The following is a 24,205-nucleotide window of genomic DNA, read 5'->3' on the forward strand; positions in this document are numbered from 1 at the left end:
ATTATAATCATATTTAGAATCCCTTCTTTTACTTATGGTCAATCCCATAGCTTTTTGATATATATAGCTACACATCTCTTTACTAACAACCTGAGTTCGACATAAGGATTTATAAAAACAAAGCTAATTGTGCTGTGTTTTCTGTTACAAATTTAATTCTAGGTTTCTTTTCTTGGAAAGAATAAGCAATAAAACGTTACTGAATTGGTAATAAAATTCCCAAAGCTTCTATGTCTAGAATGTTCTGCTTGCACTATGTTCTTTAGTCGGTCATTTATAGTTTCTATAACGGAACGTTTTCTAAGTAATATTTTATCTTTCATAGTCATCATTACGTTTTTCATATTGTTTCTAATACCTATTACTAGATGTAATCCGTGATCAAATAATACTGCTGAGAGTTACTTAGATATATACCCTTTGTCCGCATATAATTTTCCAAATATTTTCTTTAAGAAGTTATCTGTTTTTTAAAGGTGTTCTGTAATCTACATTAGCTTGAGTAATAATAAAATCAAGAAGTTCGCCTTTATCGTTTATAATAATATGAAGTTTGAATCCATAAAAGCGACCCTTTGTAGACTTACTATGCTAGCAATATTTTTAAACACTTTGTTTTGAGAAATCCGTGCTCGAATTGAGGTAGAATCTATAAATGATATTCCAGTACATTGACCTAGACAGCAGGTTTTCATATACATAATGGTAATATATGTATATGGGCTTACTTAAGCTCTACAAAACGATTATATGAAACCGTGTTTGGAAACACTTGTTTAAGCTGCTCTTGGACATAATGAATATAGAAATGTTTAAAGGCTCTTATACCACTTAAATGGAATAAAACAGTGATGGTTACTATCTCATTGGTAGATATTATGAATTTGTATTTTCTACTCTTTTTTCCTGTAGAAAATTGTCGTTTTTGTAAAGCAGGAAAAAACAAGACAGAAATCATCAATAGAACAGAATGTTTTTGTGATTTTATCTTTAGAAAGCATAAGACAGAACGCTTTCTAAATATTCTGCTTTTTATACACTAAAAACTTACTCTTCTTACGTCGAACTCAGGTTTTAAAATACTAATATTGGCACCTAATGCATTACAAAACATATGTTTATAATAATTTCAAGATACTTTAAAAAAAACACTTTTATTATCTTCATAACATATTCTCATTATAAAAATTGTTTTTTTTAGTTTTTCCAGTACTACACAATTCGGTTATATTTACAAACTAAATCATAAAATATGAAAATAAAATTTGTACTAATTGCATTAATTGGAATCATTTCTAAAACAAATGCACAAATAGACCATATTACTGGGGAAACAAGGCTTGTAAATCCAAATGGGAGAGCTTTACTTATAGAAAAAGGTAATACTAGTGATGATACTTGGCAAACATTTCACGACCAAGGTCTTTCATGGTTCTCAATGGGAATTGACAGATCCAATTCTGGTGCTTTTAGCTTAAACGCAGGAGGAGATTTAAATAGTTCTCAATTTGTAATGCTGAGAAATGGTAATGTTGGAATTGGAACAACATCTCCACAAAACACGTTTCATGTAAAAACAGGGCCTCTAGGACAAACAACAGGAAATAAATCTGTTATAGCTAATTTTGAAACAGATGTTGTAGGTAATGATTCTAAATTTCAAATCTTAAATAAAAGAAATAACAACGGAATAAACTGGGTCAACACAACTCTTAGACTCCAAAAGGTTATTGACGGTACTACACAAGCCTTCATAGATTTTGGGATTGAAACCAAAAACTCTAATTATGGATTAGCATTTGGTACAAGAAATGGTTTTAATGGTACTAGCGAAACACGTATGGTTATAGAATCGAATGGTGATGTCGGGATTGGCACAACATTCCCTGACTCTAAGCTAACAGTTGCAGGAAAAATACACTCTCAAGAAGTAAAAGTCACAGCTATTGCTGGTGGTGCCGATTTTGTTTTTGACAATAATTATAAACTCCCCTCTTTAAAAGAAATTGAACTTTTCATTACTAAAAACAAGCATTTACCAGAAATAGCTTCTGCTGAAGAAATGAAAAGAGAAGGAATTCATCTAGCTGAAATGAACATAAAACTCCTTCAAAAAATTGAAGAATTAACACTTTATACGATTCAACAAGAAAAGGAAATTTTAAAGCTAAAATCAGTTAATAACAAATGGATTGAATTACAATCGCGATTAGAAAAACTTGAATCTCGAAAGTAATAAAACAAAGGCGCTTTAGAATTCTAAAGTGCCTTTATGTTTCTCGACCTCTTCGATTAGTAAATCTATATCTTCATCGACATCCTTAACATCTACAAAAAGCTTCGTATAAGTCCACTCATCATCTTCCTTAACTCCTTTTAAATAAATTAGCGCCTCATTTAACGGGCCATTAATAGGTATTGTCATTTCTACACTAGCTTCGCCATTACTATAAGCATATTTTGTATTAGATCCCATAAAACCCTTTTCTATTGGCGCACCTAAAGCTTCTATAACTACTTTATTTTGAATCGCTTTTTCATAAGCATAATTATAGGGCTCAGATTCTCCTATAGCACTGGCGACTCCCCAAACAGCACCAATAATAACAATTATGAATACCACTATTGTTACTAAACAACCTCCACCTAAAATCCATCCCCAATGCCGTGCAAACCAACTTTTCCCTCTTGTTTCTTCCATTTAAAATCTATGTTTTATTTGTTATTCATTATTAAAAATCAATTAACGCCAATCTTCACCGCTATAATCCTTCACTATAATACAGAACCTCTAAAAAATTAAATCTCCTTATCATCATTCTTGAATCTCTTAATAACACCATCCTCTGCTTTAGTAAAAACATTATAAATACGCCCACCATTATTCAATGCTTTTATGGCTTCATTTTTAATTTTATAAGGTGCTATTTCTTTATCTCTGTTTTCTAATAAGGCAAAAAAAATGATTTAGATTAGTATTTTACAGAGTATAGGTAACTATAAAACTCATTTTGTTACATTTTCAAGTTAAATAACAGTATTATTAATTTAGAAAATACGGAGAACTCGTATTTTTGCTTCAAAATTTATTCTAGTGCTAAAACCAATTTCCATAACAGCCATTTCATCTATTTCTCCTCTAGGGAACTCTACAAACGAAACGTGGAATTCTTATAAGAATCATTCGCATTTTATAACTTTAAGAGAAGGTCAATTCATTTCAGAATTATCTCAAGGTTCAAAAACTGAAATTGCAAACCTAAAAGCTTCAGACATAAAATTCAAGGCTTTGGATAATGCTGTGCTTTATGCTATTTATTCAGCAAGAAAGGCTATAGAAAAAGCAAATTGGAAAACCTCAAAAAACTTTGGAATAAACATTGGATCCTCCCGTGGTGCTACACAGTTATTTGAGACCTATTACACTAATTTTTTAAGCAGAAACAAAGCGGATACATTAAGTTCACCAACAACAACATTAGGAAATATTTCTTCTTGGGTGGCTAACGATTTACAAACAGAAGGACCAGAGATTTCTCATTCGATAACATGCTCTACGGCACTACATGCCTTACTAAACGGGATCGCCTGGATACAATCTGGTTTATGCGAGACCTTTTTGGTTGGAGGTAGTGAAGCAGCATTAACGCCTTTTACTATTGCACAAATGCAAGCTTTAAAAATCTATGCTAAACACAAAACAGACTACCCTTGTCGTGCTTTAGATTTAAAAAAACTCCAAAACACTATGGTTTTAGGTGAAGGAGCAGCTATGGCTTGTTTGGAACCTGGCATTACAGCAAATGCACTTGCTATTATAAAAGGTATAGGCTATGCTACAGAACCCTTAAAACACAATGTCTCACTATCTACGAATGGAGATTGCTTTATAAAATCGATGACTATGGCCTTAGGCACTATTACTCCTGAAGATATAGACGTTATTATAACACACACACCTGGTACAATTAAAGGAGATCGCTCAGAAATAAATGCAATACATGCTGTTTTTAGCAACAATACACCAGCATTAACGACCAATAAATGGAAACTGGGACATACTTTAGGTGCTTCAGGGATGTTAAGTATTGAAATGGCTGTTTTAATATTACAACACCAAACCTTTATTCCAACCCCTTATTTAAATGAAAAACCTCCTAAAAAACTACAAAACATTTTAGTAAATGCGGTAGGTTTTGGAGGAAATGCAGTTAGTATTTTACTCTCTAAATAAAACCTAAAACCCAATACGTTTTACAAAAAAATAAAGCAGAAACCGTAACATCTCTATTTTTTTTAAACACCACTTCTTTAACAAAATTAGGTCTCTTTATTTTTCAAGAGCTAACACCACTTCCTTTATTGTTTCACGCGCCGTTTTACCAACACCGTAAATTGTTGCTGATGCAAATCCAGTCCAGTTACCATAACCAACAAGCCAAAGGTTAGGTTCTTTTAAAGCACGTGTATTATTCGTTTTAATATAATTATTTTCAATCACATTCAACGATTGTAAATGATCAAGATTTGCTCTAAATCCCGTACACCATATCACAGCATCAAATTTTTCTTTACTATCATTTCCCCAAACAACACCATCACTATAAAAAGATTTAAATGGTCTCACGGCACTTAAAACCCCTCTTGTTCTCGCTTCTTTTACTGTGTTAATCATAACAATATTAGAGAGTGATGTTTTTTGTGCTTCACGGGTTTGTGGATTATTTAAAAAAAAATCATTCGCCTCATTAAATAAATAGCGCCCATCTACATCATCAGGTAAAAAAACGGGAGCCTCTAAAGTCACCCATTTAGTTTGAGCAAACTTAGATACTTCTGCTAAAATTTGTGCACCAGAATTACCGCCTCCAATTATGAGTACTTTTTTTCCTTTATACGCATTTGAATTCTTATAATCTACAGAATGTATTTGATCGCCTTTAAAATCTTGATTATTATAATTTTGAGGTATAAATGGTTTACTAGAAGTTCCCGTAGCACTTATCAGTGCTTTAGCATAAAAAATACCTTGATTGGTTTCTATTTTAAAAAGGTTATTTTCTTTAACTACTTTAATTACTTGTGTTGCTCTTAAAACGGGGAAACCATAACGTTTTTCATAAGCGTCTAGATAACTCAAAAACTCACCTTTCGTTGGATATTCTGCTTTACTTTTTGGCATTGCCCAGCCTGATAAGGAACTGTATTCTGTTGGAGAAAATAATTTTAAACTATCCCAAGTTTTTAACCAAGCCCCACCGGCTTCGTTTTGATTATCTAAAATAAGATAGCTTAACGAGCTTCTTTTTAAAAAAAAAGCAAGCGACAATCCTGCTTGTCCTCCTCCAATTATAATAACATCATATGTTTTCATATTTATCTACTTTATAAAAACTTACTATTTGTTTATATTTATTAAATAACATCATTCATAGCTCAATAAAACTAACCTTTTATCGCTATTTTTAAATTTTTAAATGCGCCTTCTATTTTTAGTTTAGGAGAAGCTATATTCATTCTAGCGAAACCAAAACCTTCGCTTCCAAACCAAGTTCCCATAGCCAATCCAAGTTTTGCTTTATTGATAATTAAGTCCTCTAATTCAGGTTTAGTTAAATTTAACTTTCTAAAATCTAGCCAAACCTGATAGGTCCCTTCGGGACAAATAATATTTATCTCTGGTATTTCTTCCTTTATAAATTCTCGTATCCAAGAAATTGTTTTATCTAAATATAACAACAAACCATCAAGCCAATCATCGCCATAAGTATAAGCGGCAATTGTGGCATAATTACTTAGCGCATTACCATGCTGTAAGAATAAGGATTCTATTTTATGATTTAATTTATTTTTAATGCTATTATCTAAAGTATAAATATAACCACTAGATATGCTTTGCATCCCAAAAGTTTTTGCAGGCGACCCCAATAAAGCAATATGCTCAGACGCTTCAAGAGACAAAATACTATTAAAGCAATGTGTTTTATAAATTATATCCGAATGAATTTCATCACTTACTATTTTAACATTATAGTGTTTTGCTAATTTTAATAACCTTTCAAGCTCAACCCGCTTCCATACCCTCCCTACAGGATTGTGAGGATTACATAATAGAATCATTTTCACATTATCCTCTTTTAATTTTTGCTCTAAATCATCAAAATCCATTTGATAGACGCCGTCTTTAATTTGTAATGGATTTTTCACAACTCGCCTGTTATTTTTTTTAATAATTTGAGCAAATTGATGGTATACCGGAGTTTGTATGAGTACACCATCATTAGAACAGGTTAATTCCTGTATAATAATAGAAATCGCAGATAACACTCCGGGAACTTGTAAAAAATTAGACTTACAAAGCGCTAATTGGTGCCTTCTTTCATTCCACCCGATTATGGCATCATATACCGTATCCGTTTCAAATTCATAAGCGTAAATAGCTCTATCGGCAATACGCTTTATTTCTTTAGTAATTGGCTCGGCTACAGTAAAATCCATATCTGCAAGCCATAATGAAGTAACAGCTTTGGTTCCAAATAAATTTATTAAGGTTTCTGGATTTAGCTTTATAAAATTATTCTCTACCGTATGAATGTCATCAAAAAAAAACATAGTACTCTTGCTTTTGTTCATATATTGAAGTCTTTATCCTTATATCAAAAGATACAACTTTTTAAAGTTTTTTTTGCAAACTTATCCTACTTTACTGTGACTCAAAGAATATTTCTATAAAAAACGAACAACTCTTATATTTTTTTTTATAGTTTATCACATAAAAAAAGCTTTTACCAAATTAGAGTAAAAGCTTTTAAACAATCATTATTTATACTAACCGTTATTCTTTTTGTTCACCTTCAGGCTTTGTTTTTAGAGACAGTATTGCATTTTTACTTATTTGAGCCAAATTAAAATTAGGAGCTAATTTTAAAGCATCATCTAATATTAAAACTGCAACATCAAGGTTAGCGGCTTTATCTTCATTAAATTTTATTAAAGCGTTTAAATATATAAATGCAGCTTTTAGCGGCACTTGATAAGGTTGTTGTGTCTCATAAAAAGACATCATTGTATCATCTTTAACATTAGAAATACCAGAAATAGCATACTTTTTTGCCTCTGCAATATCATTAAGTTGTAAATACAATTCTGCTAATTCATAAGCGACAATAGGGTTGGAATTACGCTTATACAAAGCTTCAAAATGCGGAATTGCTAATTTAGGTTTTCTTAAAGCTTTTAAGGAAACAGCTTTAACTTCTAATCCCAGATCCGAATTAGAGGGATCAACATCAATACCTATAGTATTTAACGCCTGTAAATGTCTCCCTTCATTTAAATAAATATAAGCCAAAGTATCTCTTCTCGCTTGGGAAGGCGATAAAACATTTAAGTGCGTTAACGCATTTATTACCCCTTGAGCATCGCCTTGCGATTTCATTTGCTTATAATACGCTTGATAATGTTTTTCTAATTCAGAATCACTCTGAGCGTTCACCAAATATCCACTTGTTAAAAGCGCTACTAATACTAGTTGTTTCATTTGTTTTTTTTATAATCATTCAAAACTATAAAAAATATGCAGTAAAACTCATAAAACAATACTAATTAAATAACAAAAAGCTGCTTAATTAGTATCGTATTACTCAAAGCATACAAATTTAGCTTCAAATTATTTTTGATTTTGGCATGCACTACTATTTAGTAACACTCAATAAATTTAAGAAAGAGATTCAATTTAGCATTTAGGTCAAGTCATTAAAAATGAGTAACTTTAAATTGAAGTATAAAATACAGAGTTATGGGTATAAAAAGTTTTCAAGGAGCCAGAAAAGGACAGCAGCAAACAACAGACAATATACCACTAAAAGTTAGTGATTATATGACCAGAGATCTAATAACATTTAACCCAGACCAATCGGTTATAGAGGTTATAGACATTTTAATTAATAATCGTATTTCTGGAGGCCCTGTTGTTAATGAAAATAACGAGTTAATAGGGATTATTTCCGAAGGTGATTGCATTAAACAAATAAGTGATTGTCGTTATTACAATATGCCAATAGATAGAGATAGCATTAAAAAATTTATGGTTACTAATGTTGAAACTATAGATAGAAATTTGAATATTTTTGATGCTGCAAGTAAATTTCTTAATTCCAAACGACGCCGTTTTCCTATCGTTGAAGGTGGAAAATTAATTGGGCTAATAAGTCAAAAAGATATCTTAAAAGCAGCAATGAAGCTAAAAGGTCATAGTTGGAAATAACGATTCTCAATTTATTTAACAATGTTAAATGAATACTAGGTAAAGCATATCTTCTATTCTCCTATTTATAACATATAGTAAAACGCTTTAAAGCCCTTACAGAATATTAGTTTTTTAAGACTCAATAAAAACAAAAAATGGCTAAAACAAATGTTAAAGCCACTTCTTGAATAATTAAGAAATTATTTACAATTTCCTGATATTTCTAATTTTTCAAATCCTAGAATCAAAAGTGATTTTACAGACACAGTAGTCGTTACATTTGTTACACCTTGAGAACATTTTTTCTCTAATTCTTTTAATCCAGATGTAGCTTCTTTTTGAGCATCCATTGCTGTTAATCCAAGAATGTTAGTTTTCTTCTTAACAACACTAACGTCTTTTCCTGCAGAAACATAATTTGAAGGTGTTGATACTACTCCTACAGTTCCACAACTTGTTGCTAAAAACAATACAGCAACAGATAATCCTAATACTTTTTTCATTTAAATAATTGATTTAATAATTTCGCCAAAACTACACTTTTTAACGCAAAACATTAAGGTGGTTTTTTTAAAAAACAACCTCAAAAAAAACCACTTACTATAGCTTGTTAAAAATCAAGACTTTATTAAATTTTGTTTATATATAAATTTTCACATTTTAAATATCTTATCTAAATCCTTATAGTTATTTTTGCTTCAAATAACATTTCTTTTATGAACGAGATAAGACACGACTGGACTAAGGAACAAATTCTTGATATTTACAATAAGCCTTTAATGGATCTATTATATGAAGCAGCGACAATACATCGTTTACATCATGATCCAAATACTGTTCAAGTAAGCACACTATTATCTATTAAAACAGGGGGTTGCCCAGAAGATTGCGGGTATTGCCCACAAGCTGCTCGTTACCACACAGACATAGAAGGCAATGACCTAATGAACGTACAACAAGTAAAAGCACAAGCCTTACGTGCAAAATCATCAGGAAGTTCACGCGTGTGTATGGGCGCTGCATGGCGTAATGTTAAAGATGGTGAGGAATTTGATCAGGTTTTGGAAATGGTTCGCACCATTAACAAATTAGACATGGAAGTCTGTTGTACATTAGGTATGATTACTGAAAATCAGGCACAGCGCTTAGCAGAAGCAGGTTTATATGCTTACAATCACAATTTAGATTCTTCCGAAGAATATTACAAAGAAGTCATTTCCACTCGTGGTTATGAGGATCGCTTAAATACTATAGACAATGTACGTAAAACAAATGTAACCGTTTGTTCTGGTGGAATTATCGGAATGGGAGAAAAAATAGAAGATCGAGCAGGTATGCTAGTCGCACTATCTACTTTAGATCCACAACCAGAATCGACACCGATAAATGCACTTGTAGCAGTTGAAGGCACACCCCTAGAGGAGCAAAAACCTGTTTCTATTTGGGAAATGGTTCGTATGGTAGCTACCACACGTATTGTGATGCCAGAAACACAAGTCCGTTTAAGTGCTGGTCGTACTCAAATGAGTCGAGAGGGACAAGCCATGTGCTTCTTTGCTGGAGCCAACTCTATTTTTGCAGGAGACAAGCTTTTAACAACTCCAAATCCTGATGTGAATGAGGATATGAAAATGTTTGAACTCCTTGGTTTAAACCCGCAAAAACCATTTACAAAAAAAACTCAGCCACAAACAGTAGAAGCATCAGATTCGGAATTCCAATCCCTTGGAGAGAAACCAAAATGGACAAGACCAGAACATACTATACAAAGAAACGAAGAGGCAAAACAAAAAGCCAAGACTGTTAAATAGAATTCAAAAAAGAAGGGGTGTTTTTTTAAATTCGTTGCGTTTTTTTAATTTTATACGCTAAATTTTTATCTTTTGAAACTAAACCTTCAAGATATCCCGCGTGTTAAAAACTTAAATAAAAAGGATTTTATAACACATTATTTCAAGCCACAAAAACCTGTGGTGATAGAGCAATGTATAGAAGATTGGCCAGCCTATTCCAAATGGGATCTAGAATATATGAAAGCTATTGCGGGGGACAAAATTGTCCCCCTATATGATGATAGGCCTGTAAATTTTAATGATGCTTTTAACGAACCACATACTACAATGAAAATGAGCGCGTATGTTGACTTATTAAAAAGAGAACCTACTAAGTATCGTATTTTTCTTTGGAATATATTAAAAGAGATCCCAAGGCTTCAAAACGACTTTTCATTTCCAGACTTTGGGTTGCGCTTAATGAAAAGCCTGCCAATGTTATTTTTTGGAGGAAGGGATTCGCATACCTTTATGCATTATGATATAGATTTAGCAAACATCTTCCATTTTCATTTTGAAGGTCAAAAACAATGTATTCTATTTGATCAAAACCAAAGTAAATACCTCTATAAAATACCACATTCTTTAATTGTGCGTGAAGATATTGATTTTTCAAATCCCGATTTTAAAAAATGGCCAGCCTTAAAACAGACCAAAGGTTGGACCTGTAAATTAAACCATGGAGAAGTATTATACATTCCCGAAGGTTATTGGCATTATATAAAATATATAACTCCTGGTTTTTCAATGAGTCTTCGCGCTATTGCTAGGCATCCCAAAACATTAAGCAAAGCCGTTTATAATATTTTAATTATGAGAAACATAGATAACATTATGCGCCGTATAGGAGGGCAAAGATGGATTGATTGGAAAAATAAACAAGCCATTATTAGAACAAATAAAAGATCTTGAGTCTTACTTAATTAATTCATTTGCCTTATCATAGACCAAATGAGACTCCCACCCTCTGTACAATAGATAGTCCATAAGCTTTTTTCTTTTCTTTTGTAAATCACCTTCTAGTATTGTATTCGCCTTTTTCTCAGCCAACCTATTGAAAGTCTTTATATAATCTGTATCAGCGATCTCATTTAAGGCTATTTTTAAATTAGCATTAGAAATTGCTCTCTTTTTAAGTTCTATTGTTAATCTTCTTTTCCCCCATTTCTTAGTACTAAACTTACCGCGAACATAAGCTTTTGCAAATCTTTCTTCATTTAAAAAATTATGCTCCAAAAGATGAACGATTATAACATTAATTGCTTCTGGTATCATATTCATACCTTTCAATTTATCATTTACCTCTTTGTGGCAACGCTCTTGATAAACACAGTAACGTTCTAATTTCCTTGTTGCTTCTTGCACCGTATACGTCTTACTATTTAAATGCATTACATTGTTTTTTTCGAATGTCCTTAAGCTTTGTAAATGAAAAGCAGATAACCTATTTTAAAGACTATATTTTATTGATAATATTAAATTCCGCCCCGGTGCTACTATTCCTGAAGAATAGGTTCTGTAACGTTGGTCTGTAATATTTTCTACACTTGCAGTTAATGATGCATATTCGTTAAGCTGGTATTGCGTTCTCAAATTAAAAGTATGCCAAGACGGAGAGTAAGGGTTTCCATTTTCATCTATAGCGTAGATATATGCTTTTTCTATTTCAACAGGAGATAATTGATAAAACGATAACGCCTCACTATAATTAATATAAGCATCTGTTTTAAACCTATTGCTTTCAAATATTAAATGTGTGTTTCCAAAATTAGGAGTTATATGTCTCACAGGCACGTCAATGCCTTGATCATTCTCTGTTCCGCCAATAATATTATATTGAGATGTGAGCTTTAGGGCTTTTGAAAAATTAATTTTCATTCCTAATTCTAAGCCATAAATTCTAGATTCAGATGCATTTTGGATTGATTGAATGCTACTCAACTCACCATCATAAATGATACTAGTTTCACCATTTAAACTACCATCCCTTCTCACTAATGCATTGTTTAAATAAGTATAATATGTTGCTGTATCGAGAACAATCTTATCATTAAAATTTAAAAGCATTCCTAATTCTCCTCCATAAGCATATTCATGCTTTAGATCTTCATTAGGAACAACAACAGCTCCTGGCTCTGAATCGAAAACCTTACCTATATCATCAATATTTGGAGCTCTAAACGCCGTAGAAAAATTCAACCTCCATTGTAGTACTTTATTTGGCAACCAACTAAGCCCAGCAGTTCCCGTTAAGGCTCCTGAACTATTATTTGAAGTCTCAAAAGGCAAGTTTAAGAACCTATTGTTCTCGGTGAAATCAGATTTAGAATGAACCGTATTAAAACGTAATCCTGATTGAAAAATTAATTTGGGATTTGGTTTATATTTTATATTAGTATAAACTGCTGTAGATTCCCATGTGGATCCATTAGGGTATCGCGTTACTAAATCATTAGATGCACCAGTAATAATATTCTGCTCACGCCCTTGAGACGTAACATAATTATAAACAAATTCTAATCCATAAAACAATTTAGTCTTTAAACTAAGTGCTTTTTCTAGGTCAAGATTGAATGAAAAGGCATCAACCATTTCTTTTCTATTTGCTCGATTTTCAGATTGGAAATTTCTATTAATCCTACTCTCCTTAAAATTTTGATAAGCTGTAGTTACTTTTATTTTATCATACAAATTAGAATTACTACTTAATTTTGTCACATTTAAATTAACCATAAACCATTTCTGTGGCCCATAATACCACTCTGCGGATTTCAAAACATCATCCTTGTACAGAATTAACCTATCGTACCTCGGTGTATCTGATGTTGCTGTATAAAACACCCCTAAATCGAAACTAAGATTTTCTTGAGGTTCATAGCGCACTTTTTGCATTAGGTTAATTTGATTGTAACCCGATTCTTTTTGAATTAATGGATCATTATTTTTCACAATACTATCCGCTCCATTATTAGTCACTACAAATTCTGGTCTCAAATATTCTTCAGGCCCGTTTTTTCCCATCCTTAAATCATTGAATGAGGTATAACTTACACTACTTAAAAAAGCCCATTTCTTAAGCCCATAATTAAAATCTAAATGTGCTGTTTTTTCTTCATTTGCAGTAGCATATCTCAAGACGCTTTTAGTTTTTAGATAAGTCGAATCTGAGTACGATAATTGAGCAGGTTGTGTATAAAAACTCATAACACCACCAATTGCATCACTACCATAAATAACTGAGCTTGCACCAAGTATAACTTCAGTATTCTGAACAGAAAAGGGGTCGACAGATATCACATTTTGAAGATTACCGCCTCTAAATATAGCATTATTCATTCTTACACCATCTACAGTTATTAAAAGTCTATTTGTTGAAAAACCTCTAATAATGGGACTTCCACCACCTAATTGGCTTTTTTGAATAAAAACTTGACCTGTCGATTCTAATAAATCGGCACTAGTTTGAGGGTTTGCAAACGCTATACTTTTAGCATTTACACTTAGTATTTTTTTAGGAATGTCTCGTTTATTTTCTTCAAATTTGGATGCAGAAATAACAACTTCGTTTAAACCTTGAGTAGTTAAATCTAAATAAACAAGCTCCTTATTTATTTTAGATTTAGTAATTATTTTTAATTGATAGGAAATATGTTGAAAATAAATACGCTCTTTAGGGCTAAAAACATCAATAATTGCATTTCCTTCAATATCGCTAACAACACTTTTTGATTGCTCATTATTAAATATTGCAACACCAACTACAGGCTCTTTAGTTATTTTATTTACAATTTTAATAGTTTGAGCTTGCACTAATATCACTGTAAACAAACACAACCAAAGACTAAAAAAACACGTTTTATTATTAATTAAAAACTTCATTGAATATTTGTAGAGATTTAGGGTTTTTAAAACTGCCCAAATGTAACTCAAAATAAAGTAAAATTAAACTTAAAAAGGACTGTCTTCGTTTTGAGTTCATCTTCACTTTTTCTAAATCATCAAATGTTGTGCCTAACAGTGTTTTTAACAATGTTAAATTCTCTCCTAAAACAGAATACTTAGTATCATTTAAGAGTTCAAACGCTCCTGATTTCAAATTAAAATAAGGCGCATCTATGTTCTCTGTATCTGGATAAAAACCAAGATATTTAGATAAGTCTAATAAAAAAAGTAAATGAAAATTTGCAAAATGATTATTAGCATCTAACCATAGTAAAGTAGTTTCCAAGAAACTATAAAGCGAATCATTTTGTTCTTCTTCTTGAAGAGCTATAGACAGGATTTCTGCTAAGAACATGACGATAGCACTTTTTAAAATATTGGTGTGTAAACTACCATATAAATAGTTATTCTTAACCTCTTTTATATATTGAAGTGAACGCTTTTCTTTATAATCGATAACCAACTGTAATTGTGACAACAATTGAAAATAAGCAATTTTAGAAACGCCTTTTTTAGCTTTATAAGCGCCTTTTAATAAAAAGCTTACAATACCATTCTCTTGCGTATAACATTTTACTATTATATCATTATCTCTATATCTTATTTTAGAAAGCACTATAGCTTTAGTTGTAATAAACATTACCTAACAACCATTACTTTTAACACTTTCGTTTCTAAAGAATCTAAATCAGATATTAGAACTAGATATACGCCAGATGCCACCACTCTGTTAGCTAGATTTTTCCCATTCCATAATGCTGTACCACCATCTATTTCAAGATTATAACCTCTAAATCTAGGGTTCGTTCTAGACTCAGCCTCTGTTACAAGGTTGCCTTCAATGTCTGTAATTTTAATATTCACATTATCTGTTAGCCCTTTAATTTTAACTTTATCTTCTATTATATTAAATGTAGGTCTTACTGGGTTTGGATAAACGTAAACATCATTAAGCGTTTCACCAGCGCTAGAGGTGCCTGATTTAAAAGAGACCATTCCCTTATTTGTCGCGACATAAACTACTCCATTAGCCTCATCTAAAGAAACGTCTGTTATTTCATTTGTTGGTAGTGGAGAGTTGTCTTTTGTAAAATGATATATGGTTTCTTGCCCATCTTCTGAAAAATAATACAATCCAGTAGCTAAGGTTCCTACCCATTTATTATTTGCCCCATCGACCTCTATATCTGTAATGTATTGCTGAAATAAAAGTTCACTAGCCTCTCCATTATCTAAAGTAATAATCTCTGAAGCTCTAAAATTAGGATTACTAAAAAACTCAGAGGTATTATATATTACTCTTAATCCTGCAATTGTTCCTATCCAGACCGCATTACTTTTATCAACGCAAACAGCTTTAACTGCCCCTGATGGCATATTATTTTCTTCTCCATTAATATATTTCAATTGATTGTTAGTACTATCATAACCAATAATTCCAAGCCGAAGACCTCCTAACCACTTGATATCATCAGAGCTAACATCCATATCATCAATACCAAATTCACTATTTTCATTAACTAGTATGGCGCTAAAATCATAACTTTTCCATACGCCAGAGGCTATATCAAAAGATTTTAAAAGATTTATAGTTCTTGCATTGGTAGCCCACAAAACACCATTTCTATCTATTGTAGATGCTGCATTTCTTATATCTAAGCCAGCTGGCTGATTAATCCCCACAAAAGTACTATTCCCTTCCCCATACAAGGTCGTAGGAATATCATTATTAACTTCTAATACCCCACTAAAAAATGAACTTATAAATATTTGATTAGTATTTAATGGGTTTACATTAATCGTATTTAAATTAATAGCTCCTAAAACGCTATCATAGGGAATATTAACCCATTTCTCGCCTCGCAAGTGGCTAATTCCTCTTTTTTTTAGTGGATAAGGATTGAAAGAAACAGAATAATCTCCATAGGTAGCCCATAAATTTTCAGTAAATGCTTTTATAGAAAACACTTTATTAGACAATGGGGAATCTGGATGAACTTCTTCAAAATTAGAAGAATCTTCTAACGAAGTTTTTAAAATTCCGAATCCTGATCTCCCAACTGCAAAATCCCCTAATGAGCCTATAAATAACTCATTATTAACACTCAATGTTGCTGAAGAAAAATCGGTATTAAATTCGGGAACATTCACAACGGATGATGCTACAACAAAACCTGTCATAACATCATACAAATACACTTCCTTTTGAGTCACAACAATTAGCCTATCCGCTACATTACGAAAATCTTTAATATTATATGTATAAGTTGCCTTTAACACAACATTATTAGCGATTAATTCATAAACAGATTTGTTTGAGCTTGCTACATAAATTTTATCATTTATAGATTCTATACCTATCCAGTCTGCAGCATCTATTTGTTGCCATTGTTCATAATCAATTAAATTAGAACTCCCAACCAGTGCTTTTCTAATTCCAGCAGATGTCGCTACGTAAATATAATCGTCTAAAACCGTTGCTTGATTAACATTTATTTGAGCGCCATTAACTCCTATAAAATAAGTGTCTCCAAATTCTAAAGCATTAATATCATACAATGAAATGCCGTAACCTGTAGAGATGTATGCAAATCCGTTATAAATATAAAAATGATTGAGTCGTTTATTATTGGGGGGAATTGTTGGTTTATCTAAAATATCAACTACAGTGATAAACTCCTCACTCGATTCTATATAAACTTGCATTAGGCCATTTTCAAAACCTATAAGTAATAGTCCATTTTCTTCAACATATTGGATAGCAGAAATAGTTTCCCCTGACAGACCATGTATAGTCGATAGTTTTTCTATAGCTTTAGTTTGAAAATCATAGGTAAAAATCGCATTTTCTGAAGCGCCATATACTTTAGTACCCCCTTCAGATACATCACTAATATCCAGATAGGAAAAATGTCCTTTCCATAAATCAGAAAAATCTTGTGAGTAGAAGAATTTTGGTACTAAAAATACTATTATTAATAAGAGTCTTATTTTCATAACTTTAATTTAAATGGGACACTGAGCTAATAACGTCTTAAATTGCAAAAATATATACAAAAACTAAAAAAGCTCTCCATATTGGAAAGCTTTTTTAAATTATCTTAGTGTATATTAAACCACACCTTGGGCAAGCATAGCATCTGCAACTTTAACAAAACCTGCGATATTTGCACCTTTTACATAATCTACACTGCCATCGTCTTGCGTACCATAAGCAATACAAGACTCGTGAATATCGTTCATAATTTGATGCAATTTAGCATCCACCTCTTCTCTTGTCCAATTGTATCTTAATGAGTTCTGACTCATTTCTAAACCAGAAGTAGCAACCCCACCAGCATTAGATGCTTTTCCTGGTGCAAATAAAACTTTTGCTTTTTGCAAGACCTCAATAGCTTCTGGGGTTGTTGGCATATTCGCTCCTTCCGCAACAGCAAGAACATTGTTTTTAACTAAAGCTTCCGCTTCTTCTTTGTTTAATTCATTCTGAGTTGCACAAGGCAATGCAACATCACAATCAACACTCCAAGGTCTTTCCCCTTTATAAAAGACAGCATTAGGATATGCCGCTACATACTCATTGATTCTTCCTCTTTTAATATTTTTAAGATTCATAACAAAGGCTAATTTATCAGCATCTATTCCATCTTTATCATAAATATATCCTGAAGAATCAGATAAGGTTACCACTTTACCGCCTAATTCTGTTACTTTTTCACAAGCATACTGTGCTACATTTCCAGATCCAGATATTACAACTGTTTTTCCTTCAAAAGAATCCTTCTTTGTTGCTAACATATTCTTTGCAAAATACACACAGCCGTATCCTGTTGCTTCAGGTCTAATTAATGACCCTCCATAAGAAGCACCTTTACCTGTTAAAACTCCTGTAAATTCGTTTCTTAATCTTTTATATTGCCCAAACATATACCCGATCTCACGACCACCAACTCCTATATCGCCAGCAGGAACATCGGTGTTAGCGCCAATATGTCTATACAGCTCGCTCATAAAAGATTGGCAAAAACGCATTACTTCATTATCACTTTTACCTTTAGGGTTAAAGTCACTACCTCCTTTACCTCCACCCATAGGTAAAGTTGTCAAGCTGTTTTTAAAGACTTGTTCGAATCCTAAAAACTTAAGGATACTCAAGTTTACCGATGGATGGAATCGTAATCCTCCTTTATAAGGCCCAATCGCAGAGTTAAACTCTACTCTAAAAGCCCTATTGACTTGCGTATTCCCATTATCGTCAATCCAAGGCACTCTAAAAATTATTGTTCGTTCTGGTTCAACCATTCGCTCCAATAACATCTTGTTTTGATATTGAGGATTCTCTTCAATAAATGGTATTACAGTTTCTGCTACTTCATGCACAGCTTGTAAGAACTCTGGCTCATTACCATTTCTTTCTTTTACAAGGTCTAAAAATGCTTCTATTTTATTTTTCATTTGCTTGTATAATTACAAATACGTTATATCTTATTCACTACAAATATACGTTATCTTTAAAAATTACGTTTAATTTTTTTTAAATTCGCAAAAGTAAATTTAGCCCCTTTATCCCAAAATAGAAACGTGCAGCCAACTGCATTTTATCTATAAAATTTGTTGGTTAATCGGGTTTTTATATATTTGCCTAATTATAAGCCTCAAAATTTTGAACCATACTATACTTAAAGCAAAACAATTAGCGTTATTATTCTCACTATTTTTTGCCTCTCAATCTGCTTTTTCTCAATCTGGCTTCTCCCACGAAATCGGTATTGTTACTGGACCTATAGCATTTCAGTCTGATTTTGGTGAACGGAATGATTTTTCTTCAGATAGAGGAAACGTGGGAATAGGTATCGGGTTGGTTCATTATATGAATTTTGCCTATACTGCGGATTGCAACTGCTACACAACAGACACCTACTTTAATGACCATTTCAAATTAAGAACAGAATTATCATGGAATAAAACCAAATTAAACCATTTCGGAAAATGGGTTGAAGAAGGAAAAACTTCAGATGATTCTAATCGATTAAGAGCACACTCAGGAGAGGCTAACAATATAGACATCGGTACAGAATTAGAATTTTACCCACTTAGCATTCGCTCTTTTCAAGCATACGGCTATAAATTTGCTCCTTTTTTAAGTTTAGGAGTACACTACACGTCTTTTAGCCCTAAAGTAAGCACCGCTTATATATCACCTACGGGTAATAATGTTGTTGGTAATATAAATGATTCTGATAATTTCTTTTCTGGCTGGCCTGCCGGATCAGTTAGTGATGACTCTGGGGACACCTGGTCTATAGTATCAAGTGTTGGTGTTAGATACAAAATAGCGCCTCTAGCAGATATAATGTTTAACCTAAGGTTTCAATATTACTTTAGTGATTGGGTAGATGGATTAAACCACGAATCCTCTTCAAATAGAAACAACGATTGGTTGGTTTGGTTTAATTTTGGCTATATATATTATTTAAATTAATAAAGAGACGCCTTTACACAGCGTAATTGCATGAATTTGAATAAACAAAAGGCGATAAAAATTAATTTTTATCGCCTTTTGTTTTATTATTTCTTTCGCCTAACTAATTAGCCTTTTAAAGATGCTTTTAAGTATTCACGATTCATTCTTGCTATATTCTCTAAGGATATTCCTTTAGGGCATTCAACTTCACAAGCACCTGTATTTGTACAGTTACCGAAACCTTCTTCATCCATCTGTTTTACCATATTCATTACACGGTCTGTCGCCTCGACCTTACCCTGTGGTAATAACGCAAATTGAGATACTTTTGCACCTACAAATAACATTGCACTAGAGTTTTTACAACTAGCAACACATGCGCCGCAACCAATACAAGTAGCAGCCTCAAATGCCTTATCTGCATCTTCCTTATTAACAGGTATTGCATTCGCATCAATAGTATTCCCAGATGTATTTACAGATATAAAACCTCCTGCATGCTGTACACGATCGAAAGCGCTTCTATCGACTACTAAATCCTTAATTACAGGAAATGCCTTAGCTCTAAACGGCTCTATAAATATAGTATCACCATCTTTAAACATACGCATATGTAATTGACATGTCGTAACTCTTCTATCTGGCCCATGTGCTTCACCATTAATATATAAAGAACACATACCACAAATTCCCTCTCGACAATCATGATCAAAAGCAACAGGTTCATCCCCATTATTTATAAGTTGTTCGTTCAATACGTCCAACATTTCAAGGAAAGACATATCTGGAGATACATCACTAATCTTATAATCCACTAGTTTTCCTTTTTCATTGGCGTTTTTTTGACGCCATATTTTTAAGGTTAAATTCATAGTCTTCCTTTTATTTATAACTTCTTTGTTTTAATTCAATGTCCTTGAACTCTAATTCTTCCTTGTGTAAAATAGCATCACTTGGTTCGCCTTTATATTCCCAAGCAGAAACATAAGCAAACTCTTTATCGTTTCGTAATGCCTCTCCTTTTTGCTCTCCATCTAATTCTACAGAATCTTCTCTAAAGTGCCCTCCACAGGATTCTTCTCGATTTAAAGCATCTTTAGCGAACAATTCGCCTAACTCTAAAAAGTCTGCTACACGCCCTGCTTTTGCTAACTCTTCATTTAATTCGTCACTAGATCCTGGCACTTTAACTTCTTTCCAGAATTGTTCTCTTAATGCTTTAATTTCCTGGATTGCTTCTGTTAACCCTTTTACATTTCTAGACATCCCTACTTTATTCCACATAATCTTACCTAGTTTTTTGTGGAAATAATCTACAGAATACGATCCTTTATTAGTTATAAAGAAATCAATTTTAGCTCTTACTTCTTTCTCCGCATCTTCAAATTCCTTTGTTTCAGTAGAAATTGGCCCTGTTCGGATATCATCAGAAAGGTAATCCCCTATAGTGTAAGGCAACACAAAATAACCATCGGCTAAACCTTGCATTAAAGCTGAAGCACCTAATCTATTTGCACCATGATCTGAAAAATTAGCTTCTCCTATACAATATAAGCCAGGAACCGTTGTCATTAGATTATAATCGACCCAAACACCACCCATTGTATAATGTACAGCAGGGTAGATCATCATTGGTGTTTCGTATGGATTTTCATCAACAATTTTCTCATACATCTGGAATAAATTTCCATATTTATTCTTAACAACTTCTTGCCCTAATTTTTTTACTAAAGCAGCATCGTTTAAATCCAAATGTTTTATTTGAGCTTGTTCTTTACCATAACGTTGTATTGCTGAAGCAAAATCTAAATACACGGCTTCACCTGTAGCATTTACTCCAAAACCAGCATCACATCGTTCTTTTGCTGCACGAGAGGCAACATCACGAGGCACTAGATTACCAAATGCAGGATAACGACGTTCTAAGTAATAATCTCGATTCTCTTCTGCAATATCTATTGGCTTTAATGTTTTATTACGAATAGCCTCAACATCTTTTTTATTTTTGGGCACCCATATACGACCATCATTTCTAAGAGATTCAGACATCAATGTTAATTTAGATTGATGATCTCCAGAAACAGGAATACATGTTGGATGTATTTGCGTATAACATGGGTTTGCAAAATAAGCCCCACGTTTATGAGCTTTCCATGCTGCTGTTACATTACTGCCCATAGCATTGGTCGATAAAAAGAATACATTACCATAACCACCAGTTCCAAGAACTACAGCATGTGCAGAATGTCTTTCTATTTCTCCGGTCACTAAATTACGCGTTATAATACCACGCGCTTTGCCGTCCACCTTAACAACATCTAGCATTTCATGACGGTTATACATTTTTATTTTACCGCGACCAATTTGGCGATTCATAGCAGAATAAGCCCCTAACAACAATTGTTGACCGGTTTGTCCAGCGGCATAAAATGTCCTAGAAACTAAAACCCCTCCAAAGGAACGGTTATCTAATAGTCCTCCATATTCACGAGCAAAAGGAACACCTTGAGCGACACATTGATCGATAATATTAGCAGATACTTCTGCCAAACGATACACATTAGCTTCTCGCGAACGGTAATCTCCTCCTTTTACAGTATCGTAAAACAATCTATAAGTAGAATCTCCATCTCCTTGATAATTTTTCGCAGCATTAATACCGCCTTGCGCGGCAATAGAATGTGCACGTCTAGGAGAATCTTGAAAGCAAAAGGCTTTCACGTTATAGCCTAATTCTGCTAATGTAGCTGCGGCAGAACCGCCTGCCAATCCTGTCCCAACAACAATAACATCTATATTTCTTTTGTTTGCTGGATTTACAAGATCAATTTTATTTTTATAATTAGTCCATTTATCTGCTATTGGACCTTTTGGTATTTTTGAATCTAAAGCCATATATTTCTATTATTAGTGGTTAAAGTGATGGAATAATGCAATAAAAATGAATCCCAACGGAATGCCTATTGCATATATTCTACTAAACCCTATTAATCCTTTAGTATATTTATTGTTTGCTCCAACTGATTGGAATGCAGAATTAAACCCATGTAATAAGTGCAATGCTAAAAAAGCAAATGCAATGACATACAATACAACTCTCCACATGTCTACAAATTTATGTTGAAGCTCTTCATAATATCTGTAACCGCTGTCCACATTATTTGGATCGAGAAGCCCTGACAAATCACCTTCAATAAATTTGGTATTAATCTCTGGCAGCCAGAAATCATAAAAATGAAGTAAAATGAACGCTAAAATGGCTAATCCACTCCAAATCATGTTACGACTCATCCAAGAGGAATTTGCGCCTCCATTGTTTTTAGCATAGCTTATTTGCCTTGCTTTATTATTCTTTACTTCTAAAACAAATCCCATTATAAAGTGAAAAATCACACCGAAAATAAGAACAGGTTGCAACACATATTGTACCAAAGGAAATGTGCCCATAAAATGAGAAACCTCATTAAAAGTATCTGGGTTAAAGACCGAAAGGATATTAATTGCAAAATGCTGAAGTAAGAAAAACATTAGAAAGAATGCTGAAAGTGCCATAGCAAACTTTCTTCCTATTGAAGAATTTAAAATTCCGCTCATTATTTTTGTAGTTAAAATATTGTCCCACAAAGATAATGCTCACTAGTTAGTATCACAAATATATACTATGGTTTTGAGCGCTATTTAGAATCGGTATAAGTTAACAACAAATCTTCAATTTAAATTTTTGTTAAAATTCGAATTACAAGCGCAAAACTAAATCACAATTACATAGCACATACAATCGACAACTAACACAATTTCAATTCTTAAAACCAACTAACAAAAATTACTCACTGGTAACCATTGGCACAACTCCCCTAATGCCCATATCTATGATTTGCTCTCCTGCAGTAGGCTCATATTTTCCATCTTCAATAACTTCAACCCATTCAAAACTATTATTTACAGAAAAAGACAACGTCATCTCTATATCTTCCGTTTCTTCTCCTGTTATAGTAAATCCGTTTTCAAATTGCCCAGTAATAACACTAGATCCCTCTGGAATTGGAGAAGAATCAAACAAAGGATTTGGAACTGTAGTTGCGCCTTCTGGCGTCTGACCTTGCAATAGCCCTGCTTCGGTATTCACCACCCAAAAGCCTTGCAATTTATTACTGTTTACATCAATCACTTCATCTCCTAAATTCAATAATGTAATATAATTATTATACCCTATAAAACTAGCTAATGTTGCTTCATGATCATTACCATCTGCTCCCAAAAGCGTGATTCCACCTTCTTGATAGGCTATAGACACTCTAGCCCATTCATAACTACCAACGGCTAATTCACTTAGAGGAATAGTTATAAAAACCCCTTCATTTTCAACAAAAACAGCATTCTGAAAATCTATAGCTGTCACGCCATCAACCACTGTCTCTACTCCTGAAAAAACGACATTACCATCTCCCAATGGTGTCGTTGAATTTGGCAAGAACTCTATATAATTAGCACTAAGCTTAGTTATACTTGGAGATTGCGCAGCATGCCCTGAAGGAACAACTGCCAACTGCCCTTGATTATCCAAACGCGCTTGCGTAGAATCTAATTGAAACTTAATAACAAGGTTTGCTGGAGGCTGCCGAATCAATTCATTTACAGGTTCATCATTATCCACTACACACGACACAAACACCGTAGTTAATATTATCACTATAATTTTTAAATTTCTCATTGCTTTTA

At 32.9% G+C, this 24,205-nt stretch carries 20 protein-coding genes and 1 pseudogene; 6 read left to right on the top strand and 15 right to left on the bottom strand.

Annotated elements, in window-relative coordinates; all coding sequences use genetic code 11:
* Positions 1 to 109: 109 nt before the first annotated feature.
* Positions 110 to 1,001: pseudogene (locus AC2D8I_RS10650) on the bottom strand (IS982 family transposase).
* A gap of 251 nt (positions 1,002 to 1,252) precedes the next feature.
* Between AC2D8I_RS10650 and AC2D8I_RS10655 the strand changes: the two are divergent.
* Complete coding sequence (locus AC2D8I_RS10655; protein ID WP_484705993.1) at positions 1,253 to 2,236, top strand: hypothetical protein; 984 nt, start codon at positions 1,253 to 1,255, stop codon at positions 2,234 to 2,236.
* A gap of 15 nt (positions 2,237 to 2,251) precedes the next feature.
* On the opposite strand, the gene AC2D8I_RS10660 is transcribed toward AC2D8I_RS10655, so the two are convergent.
* Positions 2,252 to 2,701: a cytochrome c oxidase assembly factor Coa1 family protein gene (locus AC2D8I_RS10660; RefSeq protein ID WP_484705994.1), complete on the bottom strand. Its 450-nt coding sequence runs from the start codon at positions 2,699 to 2,701 to the stop codon at positions 2,252 to 2,254.
* Positions 2,702 to 3,094: 393 nt separating this feature from the next.
* Here AC2D8I_RS10660 and AC2D8I_RS10665 point away from each other — a divergent pair, with 393 nt between their 5' ends.
* Positions 3,095 to 4,234 carry a beta-ketoacyl synthase N-terminal-like domain-containing protein gene (locus AC2D8I_RS10665; RefSeq protein ID WP_484705995.1) on the top strand — a complete coding sequence of 380 codons (1,140 nt, stop codon included), beginning with the start codon at positions 3,095 to 3,097 and terminating at the stop codon, positions 4,232 to 4,234.
* A 96-nt stretch (positions 4,235 to 4,330) separates the two neighbouring features.
* Here the strand turns inward: AC2D8I_RS10665 and AC2D8I_RS10670 are convergent, their stop codons facing one another.
* The 3 genes from AC2D8I_RS10670 to AC2D8I_RS10680 all read right to left on the bottom strand — a co-directional run bounded on the left by AC2D8I_RS10670 (position 4,331) and on the right by AC2D8I_RS10680 (position 7,540).
* Positions 4,331 to 5,374, bottom strand: coding sequence for an ArsO family NAD(P)H-dependent flavin-containing monooxygenase (locus AC2D8I_RS10670; RefSeq protein ID WP_484705996.1), 1,044 nt, complete (start codon positions 5,372 to 5,374; stop codon positions 4,331 to 4,333).
* A 71-nt stretch (positions 5,375 to 5,445) separates the two neighbouring features.
* On the bottom strand, positions 5,446 to 6,633 hold the full coding sequence (locus AC2D8I_RS10675) for a MalY/PatB family protein (protein ID WP_484705997.1): 1,188 nt from the start codon (positions 6,631 to 6,633) through the stop codon (positions 5,446 to 5,448).
* Positions 6,634 to 6,835: 202 nt separating this feature from the next.
* On the bottom strand, positions 6,836 to 7,540 hold the full coding sequence (locus AC2D8I_RS10680) for a tetratricopeptide repeat protein (RefSeq protein ID WP_484705998.1): 705 nt from the start codon (positions 7,538 to 7,540) through the stop codon (positions 6,836 to 6,838).
* Between the two features lie 258 nt (positions 7,541 to 7,798).
* Between AC2D8I_RS10680 and AC2D8I_RS10685 the strand changes: the two genes are divergently transcribed.
* The gene (locus tag AC2D8I_RS10685) at positions 7,799 to 8,266 is read left to right on the top strand and encodes a CBS domain-containing protein (protein WP_484705999.1); all 468 of its coding nucleotides are present in this window, start codon (positions 7,799 to 7,801) and stop codon (positions 8,264 to 8,266) included.
* Positions 8,267 to 8,448: 182 nt separating this feature from the next.
* Here AC2D8I_RS10685 and AC2D8I_RS10690 read toward each other — a convergent pair whose 3' ends face one another.
* On the bottom strand, positions 8,449 to 8,751 hold the full coding sequence (locus AC2D8I_RS10690; RefSeq protein ID WP_484706000.1) for a hypothetical protein: 303 nt from the start codon (positions 8,749 to 8,751) through the stop codon (positions 8,449 to 8,451).
* A gap of 213 nt (positions 8,752 to 8,964) precedes the next feature.
* Between AC2D8I_RS10690 and bioB the strand changes: the two genes are divergently transcribed.
* Positions 8,965 to 10,059 carry a biotin synthase BioB gene (gene bioB / locus AC2D8I_RS10695; RefSeq protein WP_484706001.1) on the top strand — a complete coding sequence of 365 codons (1,095 nt, stop codon included), beginning with the start codon at positions 8,965 to 8,967 and terminating at the stop codon, positions 10,057 to 10,059.
* Positions 10,060 to 10,131: 72 nt separating this feature from the next.
* The gene (locus AC2D8I_RS10700; protein ID WP_484706002.1) at positions 10,132 to 10,992 is read left to right on the top strand and encodes a cupin-like domain-containing protein; all 861 of its coding nucleotides are present in this window, start codon (positions 10,132 to 10,134) and stop codon (positions 10,990 to 10,992) included.
* A 3-nt stretch (positions 10,993 to 10,995) separates the two neighbouring features.
* On the opposite strand, the gene AC2D8I_RS10705 is transcribed toward AC2D8I_RS10700, so the two are convergent.
* The 5 genes from AC2D8I_RS10705 to gdhA form a co-directional block, all read right to left on the bottom strand.
* Positions 10,996 to 11,472, bottom strand: coding sequence for a regulatory protein RecX (locus tag AC2D8I_RS10705; RefSeq protein WP_484706003.1), 477 nt, complete (start codon positions 11,470 to 11,472; stop codon positions 10,996 to 10,998).
* Between the two features lie 57 nt (positions 11,473 to 11,529).
* Complete coding sequence (locus tag AC2D8I_RS10710) at positions 11,530 to 13,959, bottom strand: TonB-dependent receptor (RefSeq protein WP_484706004.1); 2,430 nt, start codon at positions 13,957 to 13,959, stop codon at positions 11,530 to 11,532.
* The gene (gene recO / locus AC2D8I_RS10715; RefSeq protein WP_484706005.1) at positions 13,943 to 14,662 is read right to left on the bottom strand and encodes a DNA repair protein RecO; all 720 of its coding nucleotides are present in this window, start codon (positions 14,660 to 14,662) and stop codon (positions 13,943 to 13,945) included. The genes AC2D8I_RS10710 and recO overlap by 17 nt, the downstream gene beginning before the upstream one ends.
* A complete protein-coding gene (porZ, locus tag AC2D8I_RS10720; protein WP_484706006.1) occupies positions 14,662 to 17,019 on the bottom strand; it encodes a type IX secretion system anionic LPS delivery protein PorZ in 2,358 nt (785 codons plus the stop codon). Before porZ ends, recO begins: the two co-directional genes overlap by 1 nt.
* Positions 17,020 to 17,133: 114 nt before the next feature.
* Entirely contained in the window at positions 17,134 to 18,477 is a 1,344-nt protein-coding gene (gene gdhA / locus AC2D8I_RS10725; protein ID WP_484706007.1) for an NADP-specific glutamate dehydrogenase, read from the bottom strand.
* A gap of 220 nt (positions 18,478 to 18,697) precedes the next feature.
* Between gdhA and AC2D8I_RS10730 the strand changes: the two genes are divergently transcribed.
* Positions 18,698 to 19,504, top strand: coding sequence for a THC0290_0291 family protein (locus AC2D8I_RS10730; RefSeq protein ID WP_484706042.1), 807 nt, complete (start codon positions 18,698 to 18,700; stop codon positions 19,502 to 19,504).
* A gap of 107 nt (positions 19,505 to 19,611) precedes the next feature.
* Here AC2D8I_RS10730 and AC2D8I_RS10735 read toward each other — a convergent pair whose 3' ends face one another.
* From AC2D8I_RS10735 to AC2D8I_RS10750, 4 genes are all read right to left on the bottom strand, one after another.
* Complete coding sequence (locus tag AC2D8I_RS10735) at positions 19,612 to 20,358, bottom strand: succinate dehydrogenase/fumarate reductase iron-sulfur subunit (protein ID WP_484706008.1); 747 nt, start codon at positions 20,356 to 20,358, stop codon at positions 19,612 to 19,614.
* Positions 20,359 to 20,368: 10 nt separating this feature from the next.
* On the bottom strand, positions 20,369 to 22,381 hold the full coding sequence (locus tag AC2D8I_RS10740) for a fumarate reductase/succinate dehydrogenase flavoprotein subunit (RefSeq protein WP_484706009.1): 2,013 nt from the start codon (positions 22,379 to 22,381) through the stop codon (positions 20,369 to 20,371).
* A 12-nt stretch (positions 22,382 to 22,393) separates the two neighbouring features.
* Entirely contained in the window at positions 22,394 to 23,080 is a 687-nt protein-coding gene (locus AC2D8I_RS10745) for a succinate dehydrogenase cytochrome b subunit (RefSeq protein ID WP_484706010.1), read from the bottom strand.
* Between the two features lie 229 nt (positions 23,081 to 23,309).
* Positions 23,310 to 24,197: a hypothetical protein gene (locus AC2D8I_RS10750; RefSeq protein ID WP_484706011.1), complete on the bottom strand. Its 888-nt coding sequence runs from the start codon at positions 24,195 to 24,197 to the stop codon at positions 23,310 to 23,312.
* Between the last annotated feature and the right edge of the window lie 8 nt (positions 24,198 to 24,205).

This window comes from Lacinutrix sp. YIN62 (assembly GCF_057219185.1).